Below are 14,914 nucleotides of genomic sequence, written 5' to 3' on the forward strand. Positions count from 1 at the left end.
TTGACGAATGAAAGGAAAGCACATGGCAGAGCACGAAACGTCCTACGACGCGATCGTCCGAACCGAGATCGCCATCGAGATCCTCAACCAGGCCCGGGCGATCGTCACCGCCCGCGTCTACGAGCTCGAGGATACCGATCCGGCGGCCGCCGTAGCGCTGCGCCAGCGGCGTCGCGGTCTCATCGATGTGCAGCAGAGCCTTTCCGCCGATGATCGCGATGCCGTCGAGGACGTCATCGCGGTCTGGGGACCGCGCGTGCAGGAAGAGATCCGCTTCTGGGCGGAGTTCTGACCATGGCGGAGGATCAGGCATCCGGCCCGCTCTCGCCGGAGAGGAACGAGCGCATTTTCCGCAATGACATTCTTCCCGATTATCTGCCAACGGCAAAGACGCCGGCAGAGCGGCCCCGCCTCATCCTGCTCGGCGGTCAGCCAGGCGCTGGGAAGACAGCGGTTCTGTTCGCAAGCCATGTGGAGCTTGAACAATCGGGATCGACGATCCGTATCGTCGGCGACGATCTCAGATTTTACCATCCGCAGTTTCTCAGCTTCCAGCGACAGGATCCGGAGACGGCGTCGCAGTTCACGCAAGCGGACGCCGGGCGATGGACGGAGAAGCTGCTGGCGGCGGCCGCGGAGCGTAAGGTGAACATTGTCTTCGAGACGACGATGCGCACCCCCGAAAACGTCGCCCGCGTTATCGGCATGGCGCGTGACGCTGGTTACGAGGTCGAGGCCCGCACTGTTGCCGTCAATCCGCGCCTCAGCTGGCAGGGCAATCATGTTCGCTTCGAGGAAATGTTGCGCCTCGGCGACGCCGCGCGCATTCCGCCGCAGCATATCCATGACGCCGCCGTCGACGGGCTACGCATCAGCCTGGAGAAGATCGAAAGCGAGCGCTTGGTTGATCGGGTGCAATTGCGCTCGCGCGGTGGCACGATCCTCTACGACAATGAGCTGCGGCAAGGCGAATGGTCGGATCGACCCGGCGCGAGGCAGGCATTGGAAGCGGAACAGGCTCGACCGATGACCCGTTCCGAGCTCCAACGCTTTGCCGACGACTGGAGCTATGTGCTGAGCCGGATGGAAGAACGAAGAGCCCCGGCGGATCGCATTGCCGAGGTTAAGACGCGCGCCGCCGATGATGTGAACTATCTGCTCACGCAACGCCGAGAAGCCGATGTCGACGAGAATTCTCGTCGGAGCCGCACGATCTTCCAGAGTCGGGCCGATGCATTGGGCCTGTTCGTCGAACTCTACGACAATGCGGTGCGAGATGCAGAACGCCGGCCCATCGGCAATATAGAAGCCCATGCCACTGGCCGTCTGATGCAGACCTACATGACGCTGAAGCTGATCGAAGCCGTCCGCGATCTTGGCCTTCTGCTAGAGGGCGGGAAAATCGTTGCAACCCGAGCCATGGTCCAGGACAAGCGCGGAACGCAGGAGTTTCCGCACCGTTTGCCGGCGGACCTCGCCGTGGAAACGTCGGACGGATCGCGCCGGCGGCTGACGGAGCATCTCGATGTTGCTCTCAATCGTGTCGCCGCCGACCGTGAAGTGTTCGGTCGAACCGACCGGCTTTCTCGCTTGGCCAATGTCGTGGATTCCTGGATGGACGCCGCTGGGATGCGGAAAGCCCTCGTGCGTGCCGCCAACGCGGTCGCAATCGGCGGCAGGTCGGCCGAGGCAGCAATGGCGGAGATCATCGAGCCGGGTTATGGCGCCGCTCTTGCCCATACCCGCGCTCGGCTTGACCGGAACATGGCAATCGCCGAGCGCGCCGTCATTGCAACAGCGATCAAGGACGCCAGCGGAGAGCCGTTTCGCGCCGTGCGGAACGATCTGCGGCTTCGGGCGGGCGATCTCGAAAACCGCGCCCGGGCGAAAGCCATGATGGAGGCAGTTCTGAACGAGACGGCGCGCCATTTGCAGTTCGATCCAGAACGGCGGAGGGAGGCTGATGAGTTTGTTCGCGGCATCGCTGATAATGAGCGCAGCCTCGGTGCGCGCCGATCGCCGGATCGAAAAAGCGTGCAATCCGAGGTTCTTGTGCCTGCACGGGACCTGCCTGACCTCACCGATGCGGAGATTGCCGATCGCTTGCGTGTTTCCTCCCGGCTCGCCAACAAGCGGGCGGAAATCGAAAACCTGTCACGGCTCGTGTTCGGCAACGGCCAGGCGGTCTCGGCGTCAGTCCAACAAATCGCCGATGCGCGCAGCGGCGCGGCGGCCCGCGATGATGTTCGCGCCGGCCGGCTTGGCGATATGGCCGGGGAGGGGAGGAAATGGTTGCGCGGGCCGAGCCCGGCACGCCAGACGGCCGAAGCCCATGCACCGCAGCTCGCCGCAGCGCTGGCGGATTACGGGCATGCGATGGATTTCGAGCGGCACCAGACCGTCTTACAGCATCGTGAGGAACAGGCGCGGCAGAAGGTGGAGATACCGCGCCCATCGGCAAGGCTGTCAGAAGTGCTAGCAACTGAGCGCCAAGAAGAAGTCCGTCGTCTGAACACGGACCCCGCTCTACGCCGTGAACTCGAGTCATTGGCGCTCGCCATCACCAAACGGCTATCGCCTTCCGACAAAGCGGATTTGAGAGCAGGAAATGTCGCCAAGCTCACATCGTCGTACGGCATTAGCCGGGAGCAGGCGGATGCGCTGCGGGCTGTGCATGCCCGTGTTGGCTCTCTGCAAGAAAGAAATCTCCGGCAAAGTCGTGACGTTGCGCGCACAACCCAACTTGGCATCCGCCGGTGACAAGTACGTTGTTCGCGGCGTTATCGACCGCCTGACCAGCTTCGTCTGAGGAGCGCGCGACTATTGAGCGCCCCGAATGTTGCGCCGTCGGCCGGATACCACTCGACGTCCTGTGCGTCGACAGGGGCGACGGCCGTAAGGTTTCCCTGCAGTATTACCCGGACGCCATAGAAGACGACCATGTCCTTGGCCTCAACCCGCATCTGCACCCCCGCGCTGGTCGGTCTCAGGATCGCGCGGGCGTCCTCGAAGGCAAGAACCTTGTCGGCCCCTGTCTGCCTGATCGACAGGCAGTGGCCGCGAGTACGCTCGCAGAGGTTTTCGACAACGCCTTCAGCATGTGGGACCGGCACAAATGCTTCCGCGGCATGTTTGAACTTGACGGACATCTTTCTACACCCCGCCGCCCGTCACGCCGAGAGCCGCGCCGGCTTGCGAACAACCTGCACAGGGTATTCAGGCCGCCGGTAGAGCGGTTCACCAATGCCGATCTTGCGGCGCATTGTGCAGAGGACCGGGCCTGAGACTTCAAATACGCCGCAGCAAACCGGGAAGCGGCCGAAGCCATCAGACCGTCCGAGTTCGTCGAATTCGGCGCCGGCCTTCTGATAGACCCGCCGCATATGCGGCTCATAGTTTGAGATCATCGTTTGGATCCCATTGTCGAGCGCGACTTCGCAGAGCGCCAGAAGGAGCAAGCAGAAAGCGCGGTCTGGACGCATATCGGGAAAGTCGCGGGCAACCGCGTCCTCGTCGATGCACATCCGGGTGCCCTCCCAGATCCCAGGGGCAACAAGGTCGCAGGCGTCCGGAAATGTCTCGCGAAAAACATCGTAGAGGAGCGTTGGACCTGTCGTGGGCATCAGCCGGACCGAGCCATAAAGCTGTCGGCCTGTTTCGTCGCACCAGAGCAAATAGGCAGGATTGAGGTGGTCGTAGCGGTCTTGTTCGCGAGAGCCCGATACGATCACATCCCATCCCAAGCGATCGGCGAAGACTTTCTTTCGTAGGCGGAACGACTGATCGAGCAGCGTTGCATATTTATGATATTGGTGCGCTTGGACAAGAAGATACATGATTGCCTCCATCGTTTGACCAACAGGAGGATGCAGCCTTCGCCACAGGTGATAAATCTGCGGAGATCGGCTCACTTAATTCTGGGTATTGCCATAGGGATTGATCAGGCGGAGCTGAATTGCCAGGGCGACCGTTGAAGCAATAGGACCGCTCCCCAACTTGTGTCGGGCGGACGTCAGATAGCGGCTCGTAGTGTGCTCGGACAATCCGAGAATGTCCGCGATCTCCTTGCTGGTTTTCCCAAGCGCCGTCCAATGCAGGCATTCCAGTTCGCGTCTGGCGAGTTGCGGGACCGGGTCGTGCTCTCCGTGCAATTCGAAAATCGCTTTCTTGTGGATCAGGAAGGCGAGCTTCATCCATTCGTGACGAAACCGCTCAACGACGGCTGTCCATTTTGCGGGTGGCTTGCTCGAATTCAGGGAGAACAGCGCACGCCGTTTTTTGTCCACGATGGGGATTGAGTACCCGTTGGGGCCGAGACCGTGCGCTTGGGCGTCGAGGAGAAATTCGTGTGCACCTTGCGGGACCTCAACCTCACGCCAATCGAAAGGCAGCTGTCTGACGAGGCCCTCGCGAAGCACGGGATCGATTTTCGCATACCCGCGGATCAGGTATCGCGCAATCCACAGGTCGGGATACGTTGTTCGCACGTAGGGGGTATCGACTACATCAGCTACGGTCAAAGCAAGGTGGTAAGTCAAAAAATCAATTCCGTATGCAGCTCCTAGGATGCGGAGAGCGTCGAAAACGCTTGGCGCATCGGCGACTGCAAGAACGAGATCTTCAAAATCCATTTCCAAACTCCGTCAGAGCAACGATGGTCCCGGGACGCCCTGTCTCGCGGACAGAGCGACCGCCTGACAGAAAAGCATATACTCTAGTTATGGTATAACATATCACATACATAGCCACTCGCTGGATGTCGTAGGTGATAGGAAACCTTGACTACAGTGCAATTTCCGCCAAAGCTGCTTTGAAGACCTCTGAATTAGGCTCATGCCCCGTCCACAGCTTGAAAGCGATGCACGCTTGATTAACGAGCATGCCACGGCCGTCTAGCACGGTGCATCCGCGGTCCCTCGCCGATTGCAGGAATTTCGTGTTCGCGGGATTTGCTATAACATCGGCCACCGTCATTCTAGGAAGCAAGGTCGACGTATCCACTTGGAAATCAACGTCAACACGCGGCGGGAGGCCGATCGATGTGCAATTGATGACTATATCTATATCATCCGGAATCTGAAATCTGCCAAGCCAGGGTGAGAAACAGGTCTTTGTCGATGTGCAACTGCTGACGAGTTCCGCAAGCCTCTCGCCCCTACCGGGATCACGGTTTACAACGTGGAGTTCTTTACAGCCGGCAAGAGCAATCTCGATCGCTACAGCACGGGCGGCCCCCCCAGCGCCAAATATAAGGGCCTTAGCGCCTTTGACAGGCCTGACCGCGTCAAGAGATTTGAGGAAGCCCTTGCCATCGGTATTTTCTCCCAAAAGGCGGGAGCCGGATATGACCACCGTGTTGACTGCGCCGATGATTCGTGCCGAATCGCTGAGGTCATCGAGAAAGTCGATCACCTTGATCTTATGCGGCATTGAGCAGTTGAACCCAATCCAGCCCATCGCCTTCGCTCCATGGACTGCGAATTTCAAATTCTCTGGATTAACTTCGCAGTTGATGTAACGCCAATCCAACTTGTGAAAGCGGTAGGCCGCCTCGATCATCCAGACAGTCGGGTTGCTGGCTGCACCCGTTGAAAATGAGCCTGTCAGCCTTGAAAGGAAATCGCTGCCGAGCACGCCTTTAGTCCTTATTACAGAGTTCTTGTTTTTCGCGGATCGCTTCGCGTCTATCAACCGAGAAGGCGTCGGTGCATTATCGGCCATATCCGAGAGCCTGGGGAACGCAGTTGTTTAGTTCGGCCAACCACGATCTTGTGCCCGACTGGAGGTGAAACACGTCCATCCCCAAGGCAATCAAATCAAATCCGAGCTCAGAGAGATACTTGGCATTTTGCGGACTAACCGACATGGCCCAGGCCCTCTTACCTCGGCTCCGACATATCCGGAGTATGTCTTTTTGGCTGCTGACGACATCGGCTCTCAGCGGGTTAAGATCCCTTCCCTCCGACAGCGACAGCGATAAATCTGCTGGACCGATGAATACACCGTCGACTCCGGCGACATCCAGGATCTCTTCCAGCCTGTCGACCGCGCGGGCAGACTCGATCATAGGAATAACGAGGCAGGAAGCATTTGCGCGGAGACGATAGGCCTCGGGCTCTTCCTCCGTGACTGCACAGGCCAAGTATGGCCCCCAACTGCGGTTTCCAATGGGCTGGTATTTACAAAACTCGACAAGTCTTCGCGCTTCAGCGGCATCGTCAATCATCGGCGCAATAATTGCCTCTGCTCCGGCATCTAATACTCTGGAAGCAAGGCTAAAATCTCCGACGGGGACACGGACTATAGGCGACTTTCCCGCCAGGCGTATATTTGCGATGGATGCAACAATAGACGTGTAATCAAACTGTCCGTGCTGAGCGTCAAGCGTAACAGCGTCCACCGCTTCTCTTGCCTGATAAAGAGCCAGTTGAGGATCGTTGAATGCGAGCCAAGACGTGCACAGCGCTCGCGGCTTGGCGTTCTCACTCGAAGAATTGTTATCATTCGTCAGCATGGTTTGATCCTGATTTATAAACTGGTTAAGCCACCGGATGTCAGGGGCAGTATCGTAAAATGGAATAAAGCTCCATAATAATACATAATAGAACTATACTCCGCAACAGGATTTGGTATTTTTTTTCGGCCTTCTGGCATTGCAATTCGTTTCGGTTCACGTCGACCGTAGATTGTACAATCACTAGTCGACAAAACCAGATAGAAATGAGCAAACAAGTGGTGTAACGCGATGAGCAAGGTACCAATGCGCAAAAGTGAGAGAATTGGATAGAACAGATGACCCAAACTCCTTTGATGGACGCCATATATAAATCAATCACCACGGCCCCTGCGGCACTCTCCAGAATAGCCTTGTACATCGCCAGAGAACCTCAGCTGGTACCCAACCTCTCCATCGGCGAGCTTGCTTCGAATACCGACAGTGGCCAAGCTTCCGTCGTGAGATATTGTCGTTTGCTTGGCTTTCAGGGTTTCCGTGAATTCAAAATTGCCTTTACCGGCGAAATCGAGCGCGACAAAGCGCGGCGGGTTTCACGGGGGATATCGGACGATCTCAGCTTGGATCCTGCCGTGACCTCCGTCAGCACGGTATTAATGGAGTCAATTGCGGCGTCCGCCGAACTTATGGATCTCGTCGAGATAAAACGGCTTGCCGTAAAATTGCGTGTCGCTCAACGCGTGGAAATATTTGGTGTGGGCGCTTCAAGTATCTGTGCTGAAATCATCAGCCATCGGCTGTTGTGGCTCGGGATACGGGTGCATCATATCCTCTCCCCAAGCATAGCGTATGGAATTGCCAACACGCTTGACGCGGAAGCCCTCGCAATCGGCATTTCTTATAGCGGAGTAACTGACGAAACTGAAAAATTTCTATCTGCTGCTAAAAGTTCGGGCGCCGACAGTATTGCAATAACCTGTCGTTCAGACTCCCTGGTAGCTCTTTCTGCAGCTAGCACAATTTTGTTGAGCGTCGCCGGACCGTGGCCGGAGCCAGGTTCATCAAGGTTGATACCTTCCGTGGTTCTCCTAAGCGAGCTTCTCGCGGCTCACCTCAGATAGATACGGTTCGACGCTTCCGCCTACAGTGGCGGGAGCATCTACAATAATTGTATTAGTTTCGACTAAGCAGCCCCCGATGGTCGCCGACCACCGTTATGCTGTTCTTCGGATTGAGCAGTCATCATCCCAGGCTGCGATATAAAGTAAAATTCCAATTTGTAAAACAATGGAGCTTGTTTCCATTTTTGCTCTCTGTTATCGCTTACTGACTGCAGTGCAAAAGTGACGCCTGCGCGGTGAAGGGAGATTTCTCATGGTTGAGGTTAGCCTGAGTTCATTGGAGGACCGGGATGTCAAAGCGCATTTCCATTCTCAGACGAATCCGAAAAACTTAGCTGAAAATGGGCCGATAGCTATCGCGCGGGGCGACGGACCTTACGTCGTGGACAATCACGGCAACCGTTTCATCGATGCTATGGCAGGCCTTTGGTGCGCGTCATTGGGTTTCTCGAACGCAAGACTGGCACAGGCGGCATCGCGACAATACGAGACCATGGGTTTCTACCACACCTTCTTCAATCGCACCCACGGCCCCGTAGTGGAGCTCGCCGAAAAACTGCTCGATCTGACTGAGATGCGCGACGGCAAAGTGTATTTTGCGACGTCTGGATCAGAAGCGAACGAAACCATGGTCAAACTGTCATGGCTGTATCACGCCGAAAGAGGCAAGCCCAGCAAGCGCAAGGTTATTGCGCGGCAAAAATCATTCCACGGCTCCACCATCGCTGCATCGTCCATGTGCGGGCTACCACACATCCACCGCGGATTTGGGTTGCCTCTTTCGGGCTTCATCCATACCTCAGCGCCATATTCTTATAGGGGCAAATTAGAAGGCGAGAATGAGAGTGAGTTCGTCGCCAGGCTTTGTCAGGAATTGGAGAATCTCATTCTCAGGGAAGGTCCTGACACGATTGCGGCGTTTATCGCTGAACCAATTCAGGCTGGCGGCGGCATCATACCGCCGCCGCAGGGATATTTTGAGGGTATTCAAAGAATACTCTTGAAATATGATGTTCTCGCTCTGGCTGATGAAATCGTTTGCGGATTTGGCCGAACCGGCTCCTGGTTCGGAAAGGATACCGTGGGATATAAGCCTGATATGGTCGCACTTTCCAAAGGACTTTCGGCAGGTCACTTTCCAATTTCCGCCGTGGTGGTGACAGATGAAGTATATCGAGCCGCATATAGGTACAACGAGAATGGTGGCAACTTCTCACACGGATTTACCAACTCCGGCCATCCAGTCGGTGCTGCCGTAGCACTTGAAGCTATAAAAATCTATCGCGAGATGGACGTCGTTCAACACGTCAGGCAGATAGGAGCGCGTTTGCGAGGACATCTAGACGAAATCGCCAGAGGCTCGAGCATCATAGGCGATGTCCGTGGTGAAGGTCTAATGCTCGCTGTCGAACTCGTAGAGGACAAAGCCAAAAAGACGCCGTTCGCGCCTTCCATGACCGTCGGTTCTAGATTGGATAAGATCGCGTACGCAAACGGTTTGGTGATCAGATGCATGGGCGACACGATCGGTTTCTCTCCCGCCTTAAATATCGACAGTTCCCAAGCGGATGAAATTGCTGAGAAGGTCGGCAAGAGCATAGCCGATCTTGAAAGGCAGCTTTTATAGAATGACGCCTACGCCGTGCATCGGATGACGTTGCGCGGCGGAGCCGGACCGCATTCAAAGGCTCAAGACGAAGTTTGACCCTGGTGGTCGTTCGAGTTTCGCCATCAAGCAGCACAGTGTTCAGAAAATGATATCCGTTTCACAATCTTCCGGAATGATCGATTTAACAGGCAACGGGTTTCGCGCCACAATCGCGACAAAAGGGGCCACCCTGCTGGAGTGGGTCCCCTTATCGAGCATGAGCGAGGCCAGCGGAAGCTGGGTCGACGGATACGAAAGTTTGGCCGATCTCGACAATCAAGCCGGCGTGAGAAACGGTATTTTGGCGCCGTTTCCCAACCGGATTGCGAATAGTACATTTGATTTAGATGGCACTCTCTATCAGTTCGACCCAGTCACCAGCCGGGACAAGACCGTGCTCCACGGCTTTCTCAGGATTGTCACGTTTGACGTTGCAGACATAAGTGCAAACGACGATTTCATCTCGATTGTATTCAGAGCCAAAATTGATGACGACGCGTTCGCGGGTTACCCCTTCGCATTGGAAGTCGAGGTTGTCTACCTTTTCAAGAACCAAGCGATCGATGTTTCCATCAAAGCCAAAAATCTGAACAATTTTCGCATACCGTTTGCGGCCGGTTGGCATCCGTATTTTCGCCTACCTAACGCGGAGGTTGTAGACGAAATGTATCTAAAGGTACCTTCCGTCTGGACGATAGAAACCGATCAGAACCTGATACCGGTTCGAGACGAATATGGGCGCCAACGCAAACAATTCGACGACAGTTTCAATCATCCTCGACTTGTCGGCAAAAGTGTTCTCGACAAATGTTTTACAAATTTGCAGCCGGGACCTCAAGGAGTGTTCGAGACGTCGATAAGCGATTGTAAGGGCGAACACGTCCTGACCGTTTGGCAAGACCGGGGCCATATGCATGTCTTTACTGGCGATACACTGTTGCGAAGGCCACGCAACTCCATTGCGCTTGAGCCTGTGGAGGCCACTACAAACAGCTTCAATCACCCTGAACTCATCGAGGAGTTGATGCTCCACCCCGGCCAGACGCGTGTCTTCAACTTCGGGGCGCGGGTCGAGGTAAACAGTTAGCTCGAATTCCTTGGCTTGCTTTGCGGGGGTCAAGGCTACATCACCTGGCGGCCGGCATAGGCCCACTATTTGATTTCCGGAGCCATCGGGGGCTCGCACCAAAAATCTCCGCGCGATCTATTCACGCGCTTGAATGATCGTCCGTGAGACTTTCAACCGGCAGACAGCGAATATCTTCCGTCAAGACCAAAAAATTTCCGCCAATTAGCGTGATAAGGCCGAAACTGAAACGTAAAAAATTGGCTTGCGAAATAAAACTCTGTATGTCATATAAATGAAACTTAGCTCCATTAAGAGAGCATAGTCGAAGTGGGAACAGGAATTGATGGGCTCTACACTTAGAATACAAGACGTTTCGATGTCATTCGGAGCGATCAGCGTACTCAAGCAAATCAACTTGGATATAAGAGCCGGAAGCTTCGTCTCACTTCTCGGGCCCTCTGGCTGCGGAAAGTCGACGCTACTTCGTGTTATTGCTGGTTTTGAAGCGCAGCAATTGGGATCTATTCTCATCGACGGCAGAGCGGTCGAAGACGTTCCTCCTCGTGCACGCAATCTGGCTATGGTGTTTCAGAGTTATGCTCTCTACCCGCACATGACCGTGTCAGAAAACATTTCTCTTCCGCTGGAAATGGAGCTGTTAAGCGCCGTGCAGCGGCTTCCTCTGGTAGGGCGGATGGCGGCTGGATCAAAAACCGTGTGGACCGATATTCGGCGGCGAGTACTGGACGCTTCCTGTTCCGTTCAGATCGATCATCTGCTGGAGCGGCGCCCATCGCAGCTGTCTGGCGGTCAACGGCAACGCGTAGCACTAGCCCGAGCCCTGGTGCGTTCACCCGGCCTGTTTCTGATGGATGAGCCGCTCTCCAATCTGGATGCGAAACTGAGGGTCGCCATGCGATCTGAACTTGTTTCGCTGAACAAGCAATTAGAATCAACGATCTTGTACGTTACGCACGATCAGACCGAAGCCATGGCGATGTCCGATAAGATAGCCTTAATGATGGGCGGAAGCGTGCTGCAGTATGATGCGCCGGAGGTTCTTTACACCAAACCCGGTCATCTGGACGTTGCCACATTCATTGGTCAGCCAGCAATCAACTGTTTTACCGCCAGGATTCAAAATAACACGATTGTCAGCGATGGGGTCGATTGCAAGCTCTGGACCGAATACCCTAATCAGGAAAGCACTCTTGCCATTCGGCCTGAGGCACTAGCGATCACCAATAAGCAACCGGATGGCGCCCTCATTTCGATACCAGTGACACTGGATCGGGTCGAACTATTGGGTTCTGAAATCCTTCTCTGGTGCTCGAATAAGGCGACAGGTCAATCGGTTGTCGTGCAAACACGCGCCACCTTCCATCGCCGCTTGATAGACCAAGGAAAATTGAGCGGAGATCTTTGGTTGGAGACTGATGGTGCGGGTACCCACGTGTTCGACCGGAATGGTAAGGCGGTTCAATTCGGCGACGCCGAGCTTGTGACCGCAGTTTCCAAAGGCGGCGCGACACAATGAAAAGCGCTTCGTCTACTTCATCGCCAATTCGCCACGCAGCTCTGACTGCTCGTTATCGAACCGAAAAGACGGCTTACTGGTGCGTTGCGCCGTCAGTGATATTGTTAGCGATTACCACGATCGCACCTTTTGCTGCCGTAGTTATGTTTAGCTTCACCGACTACGAACTTGGCGCGACCGGTTTCAATTGGGTCGGGTTGGGCAACTTCGCTCGGATGATTAACGATCAAGGCGCGCAGAAAGCAATTCGAAATACCTTGCTCTTCGCCGGCATGGTGGTCCCGACCACGATCGCATTGGCCATGCTTTTTGCTGTACTCGTCAACGAGCGCGTAAAGACGCGCCGCGCCTATGAAATCCTCTTCTTCCTGCCAATCACGGCTACAGTGCCGGTGATGTCACTCGTGTGGAGTTTTATTTTACACGACAGAATTGGCCCGGTCCACGCGTTGATGATGACGTTGGGCATGCCTCAGGTGAGCTTTCTCTCCGACCCGAGAATTGTCCTTACCTCACTGGCGTTCATCGCTGTCTGGCAGCACCTGTGCTTTGCGTTCATCATATTCCTGGCCGGCTTGACGACAATTCCAAAAGAGCTTTATGAAGCCGCCGCTCTGGACGGCGCCGACCGTGGTTGGGAGCGGCTTCGTCGAATAACTCTACCGCTGCTCGGCCCGACTTCCCTTGTTGTGGCGTTGCTGACGACCTTGCGCACATTACAAGTGTTCGACTTGATTATCGTGCTTACGCAGGGCGGACCCGACGGCCGATCTGAAGTCATTCTCTATCGAACATATTTGGAGGCTTTTGCCTATTTCCGCGTCGGCTATGGCAGCGCGCTCGCACTTATCTTTGTGGGGATAGTCGGCATCATCTCTGTAATACAGTTCTTGAGCGCTGGTAGGCGGAAATAGAAAAATGAAGATCCGAACCTCACATTTCATTGTACATGCGATCTTACTTTTGGGCGCCATATATTCGGCATTCCCTTTCATATGGATGGTTTGGACGTCTCTCCGTTCATCCGGAGAGGCCTTCAACACAGGAACTGTTTCATTGCTGGAGCATTGGGACGCCCTTTCAAACTATCGACAGGCTTTATTTGATACGCCTCTTATCAAATTCATGGCCAATGGCGTCGTTGTCTGCAGTGGGATCCTTCTCTTCCAAGTTTTAACAGCAGTTCCATCCGCCTATGCGCTGGCAAAACTAAACTTTCGAGGTAAGCGACTTTTCGTCGGAACGCTCCTGGTGTGCTTTGCGATTCCGTTTCAATCACTTGCCCTTCCGCTTTTTGTCGCCTTGTCGCAGATGAAAGCCCTCAACTCGTATTTCTCTCTCATTTTCCCGTTTGTTGGCTCGGTCTTCGCGATATTGATGCTTGCGCAGTTTCTAAGGTCCTACCCAGACGAAATACTTGAGGCGGCGCGACTGGATGGTATGTCGGAATTTGCAATCCTGTTGCGGCTAATATTTCCGGCTAGCTGGCCCGCCATCGCAACGTTCTCGCTATTTTCAGTATCAAGTCACTGGAACGACCTGTACTGGCCCTTGATCGTGATCACGTCGCCGGATTTAGCCCCTCCCACACTTGGAATACTCTTTTTCCGCAGCGATGAGAGCGGAGACAAAATGGGGCCGCTGATGGCTGCCGCCACAATGGTCATGCTTCCGCTCTTCGTTTTTTTCCTCGTAGCCCAGCGGCGCTTCGTTCAAGGCATCACGAACACTGGCGTCAAGTAATAACTCATATCTAATCGAAAAATGGAGTTAAGAGAATGCTACTGACCCGTCGCAATGCCATGTATATCGCCAGTGGAACCGCTCTTGCCGGTTTCTTCAGAGAGGCCTCTTTTGCCAGCGCTGCAAGTGATAAGACCCTGTCTATTTTGTTTGCGTTTCCAGAATCGAAGAGTTTTCAAGAGCCCCTTGCTCAGCGCTTCATGGAACTCCACCCCGATGTCAAAATTGACTTTCGCCTTTCTGCCCCCGATTACACGGAAGCGAACCTGTTAATCGCCCGCGGTGCGATCAACGGAGATCTGCCTGATATCTATTTCTCGGGATTTGCGGTTTTGAAACCGGCCGTTGACACCTTGTCGAAACGCGGCATCGATATTTCTCTTGAGAATTTGTTGAGGTCGGAAGGAAACAGCTGGATTCAGGGCAACTTCGACGAATCCGTCCTGAAGTTGGGACAACTGGACGGGGTGCAATTTGCGTTGCCTTTCAACGCTTCTACACCAATTATATATTACAACGCCGATTTGGTCAAAGCGGCAGGGCACGATCCTGACAATTTTCCTACGGACTGGGATGGTCTGATCACGCTCGCTAAGGACATCGGTGGGCTTGGGGGAGGCGTTGGAGGCTTAGACTTTTCGGTTGGTTCAGGCTCCACCGACTGGCTCTGGCAGACGACAATTCTCAGCCTTGGTGGAGAAGTGACGACAGCTGACGGCGCCAGAGTCGGCTACGAGAATGCCATTGGCCTGAAAGCTATGCGACTTATTCAGCGTATTTCCAAAGAGACGAACATGACTGTCGCTACGACAGTTGATCCATTTCGTCAGCAGTTTTTTGCGGGAAAGCTCGGCTTCTTTGCGACATCACCGTCAAGCGTTGCCAACTTTACGGAGACTGTCGGAAATAGATTCAAGCTTAGGACGGCGACGTTTCCTGTCGATGCGGACGGCGGGGGGCTACCGACCGGCGGGAATGCGGTGACCATAACTGCCCAAGACAAGAGTAAACGCCTCCTGGCATGGGAGTATATAAAATTCATCACGAGCCCCGAATCTCAGGCTTTCGTCGCAAAAGCTACCGGCTACATGCCGACGAACAGGAATTCTGAGCAGACGCTGAGCGATTTTTACAAGCAAAACCCGAACTATCAGACCGCCTTTAAGCAGGCCTCGCGCTCCCGGCCTTGGTATAATTACGCGAAGGGGAACACCAAGGAGATATGGAAGGTTCAGCAGGGCATTCTAGATCGTGTTCAGCGCGGCGGAACAAGCCCTGAGGACGGTCTCAAGGAGATCGTTCAAGCTACAAACTCTCTCGTGAAATAATTACCCGGTTCCGT

General features: G+C 54.7%; 14 protein-coding genes. 9 read left to right on the forward strand and 5 right to left on the reverse strand.

Features of this window, described 5'->3' with window-relative positions; genetic code table 11:
- Positions 1-22: 22 nt before the first annotated feature.
- Both CPY51_RS15615 and CPY51_RS15620 read left to right on the forward strand, forming a co-directional pair.
- Complete coding sequence (locus CPY51_RS15615) at positions 23-292, forward strand: hypothetical protein (protein ID WP_111161144.1); 270 nt, start codon at positions 23-25, stop codon at positions 290-292.
- 2 nt (positions 293-294) lie between these two features.
- A complete protein-coding gene (locus tag CPY51_RS15620; RefSeq protein WP_111161145.1) occupies positions 295-2,760 on the forward strand; it encodes a zeta toxin family protein in 2,466 nt (821 codons plus the stop codon).
- 20 nt (positions 2,761-2,780) lie between these two features.
- Here CPY51_RS15620 and rctB read toward each other — a convergent pair whose 3' ends face one another.
- The 5 genes from rctB to CPY51_RS15645 all read right to left on the reverse strand — a co-directional run bounded on the left by rctB (position 2,781) and on the right by CPY51_RS15645 (position 6,514).
- On the reverse strand, positions 2,781-3,149 hold the full coding sequence (gene rctB, locus CPY51_RS15625; protein WP_111161146.1) for an SMa0974 family conjugal transfer regulator: 369 nt from the start codon (positions 3,147-3,149) through the stop codon (positions 2,781-2,783).
- A gap of 21 nt (positions 3,150-3,170) precedes the next feature.
- Positions 3,171-3,836 (reverse strand): acyl-homoserine-lactone synthase, encoded by a 666-nt coding sequence (locus tag CPY51_RS15630; protein WP_111161411.1) that lies wholly within the window; start codon positions 3,834-3,836, stop codon positions 3,171-3,173.
- Positions 3,837-3,911: 75 nt separating this feature from the next.
- Complete coding sequence (locus CPY51_RS15635; RefSeq protein WP_111161147.1) at positions 3,912-4,631, reverse strand: helix-turn-helix transcriptional regulator; 720 nt, start codon at positions 4,629-4,631, stop codon at positions 3,912-3,914.
- Between the two features lie 151 nt (positions 4,632-4,782).
- Positions 4,783-5,721: a shikimate dehydrogenase gene (gene aroE / locus CPY51_RS15640; RefSeq protein WP_111161148.1), complete on the reverse strand. Its 939-nt coding sequence runs from the start codon at positions 5,719-5,721 to the stop codon at positions 4,783-4,785.
- Positions 5,711-6,514 carry an HpcH/HpaI aldolase family protein gene (locus tag CPY51_RS15645; RefSeq protein ID WP_111161149.1) on the reverse strand — a complete coding sequence of 268 codons (804 nt, stop codon included), beginning with the start codon at positions 6,512-6,514 and terminating at the stop codon, positions 5,711-5,713. The genes aroE and CPY51_RS15645 overlap by 11 nt, the downstream gene beginning before the upstream one ends.
- Positions 6,515-6,792: 278 nt before the next feature.
- On the opposite strand from CPY51_RS15645, the gene CPY51_RS15650 reads away from it, so the two are divergent.
- The 7 genes from CPY51_RS15650 (at position 6,793) to CPY51_RS15680 (ending at position 14,900) form a co-directional block, all read left to right on the forward strand.
- Complete coding sequence (locus CPY51_RS15650; protein ID WP_111161150.1) at positions 6,793-7,575, forward strand: MurR/RpiR family transcriptional regulator; 783 nt, start codon at positions 6,793-6,795, stop codon at positions 7,573-7,575.
- A 253-nt stretch (positions 7,576-7,828) separates the two neighbouring features.
- Positions 7,829-9,202 (forward strand): aminotransferase, encoded by a 1,374-nt coding sequence (locus tag CPY51_RS15655; protein ID WP_111161151.1) that lies wholly within the window; start codon positions 7,829-7,831, stop codon positions 9,200-9,202.
- Positions 9,203-9,356: 154 nt separating this feature from the next.
- Entirely contained in the window at positions 9,357-10,310 is a 954-nt protein-coding gene (locus CPY51_RS15660; RefSeq protein ID WP_195909538.1) for an aldose 1-epimerase, read from the forward strand.
- Positions 10,311-10,635: 325 nt separating this feature from the next.
- On the forward strand, positions 10,636-11,829 hold the full coding sequence (locus CPY51_RS15665) for an ABC transporter ATP-binding protein (RefSeq protein WP_111161153.1): 1,194 nt from the start codon (positions 10,636-10,638) through the stop codon (positions 11,827-11,829).
- Positions 11,826-12,743, forward strand: coding sequence for a carbohydrate ABC transporter permease (locus CPY51_RS15670; RefSeq protein WP_111161154.1), 918 nt, complete (start codon positions 11,826-11,828; stop codon positions 12,741-12,743). The genes CPY51_RS15665 and CPY51_RS15670 overlap by 4 nt, the downstream gene beginning before the upstream one ends.
- 4 nt (positions 12,744-12,747) lie before the next feature.
- Positions 12,748-13,572: a carbohydrate ABC transporter permease gene (locus CPY51_RS15675; RefSeq protein WP_111161155.1), complete on the forward strand. Its 825-nt coding sequence runs from the start codon at positions 12,748-12,750 to the stop codon at positions 13,570-13,572.
- A gap of 35 nt (positions 13,573-13,607) precedes the next feature.
- A complete protein-coding gene (locus CPY51_RS15680) occupies positions 13,608-14,900 on the forward strand; it encodes an ABC transporter substrate-binding protein (RefSeq protein WP_111161156.1) in 1,293 nt (430 codons plus the stop codon).
- Positions 14,901-14,914 lie beyond the last annotated feature (14 nt).

Origin of the sequence: Arminella tubonensis (assembly GCF_003240585.1) — a bacterium.
Classification (GTDB): domain Bacteria; phylum Pseudomonadota; class Alphaproteobacteria; order Rhizobiales; family Rhizobiaceae; genus Rhizobium; species Rhizobium tubonense.

Bases quoted from the DNA above. Each gene is read 5' to 3' on its own strand.
- CPY51_RS15630 (WP_111161411.1), bottom strand. From the start codon at position 3,836: ATGTATCTTCTTGTCCAAGCGCACCAATATCATAAATATGCAACGCTG.
- CPY51_RS15670 (WP_111161154.1), top strand. From the start codon at position 11,826: ATGAAAAGCGCTTCGTCTACTTCATCGCCAATTCGCCACGCAGCTCTG.
- CPY51_RS15665 (WP_111161153.1), top strand. From the start codon at position 10,636: ATGGGCTCTACACTTAGAATACAAGACGTTTCGATGTCATTCGGAGCG.
- CPY51_RS15660 (WP_195909538.1), top strand. From the start codon at position 9,357: ATGATCGATTTAACAGGCAACGGGTTTCGCGCCACAATCGCGACAAAA.
- CPY51_RS15620 (WP_111161145.1), top strand. From the start codon at position 295: ATGGCGGAGGATCAGGCATCCGGCCCGCTCTCGCCGGAGAGGAACGAG.
- CPY51_RS15615 (WP_111161144.1), top strand. From the start codon at position 23: ATGGCAGAGCACGAAACGTCCTACGACGCGATCGTCCGAACCGAGATC.
- CPY51_RS15635 (WP_111161147.1), bottom strand. From the start codon at position 4,631: ATGGATTTTGAAGATCTCGTTCTTGCAGTCGCCGATGCGCCAAGCGTT.
- aroE (WP_111161148.1), bottom strand. From the start codon at position 5,721: ATGGCCGATAATGCACCGACGCCTTCTCGGTTGATAGACGCGAAGCGA.
- CPY51_RS15680 (WP_111161156.1), top strand. From the start codon at position 13,608: ATGCTACTGACCCGTCGCAATGCCATGTATATCGCCAGTGGAACCGCT.
- CPY51_RS15650 (WP_111161150.1), top strand. From the start codon at position 6,793: ATGACCCAAACTCCTTTGATGGACGCCATATATAAATCAATCACCACG.
- CPY51_RS15655 (WP_111161151.1), top strand. From the start codon at position 7,829: ATGGTTGAGGTTAGCCTGAGTTCATTGGAGGACCGGGATGTCAAAGCG.
- CPY51_RS15645 (WP_111161149.1), bottom strand. From the start codon at position 6,514: ATGCTGACGAATGATAACAATTCTTCGAGTGAGAACGCCAAGCCGCGA.
- CPY51_RS15675 (WP_111161155.1), top strand. From the start codon at position 12,748: ATGAAGATCCGAACCTCACATTTCATTGTACATGCGATCTTACTTTTG.
- rctB (WP_111161146.1), bottom strand. From the start codon at position 3,149: ATGTCCGTCAAGTTCAAACATGCCGCGGAAGCATTTGTGCCGGTCCCA.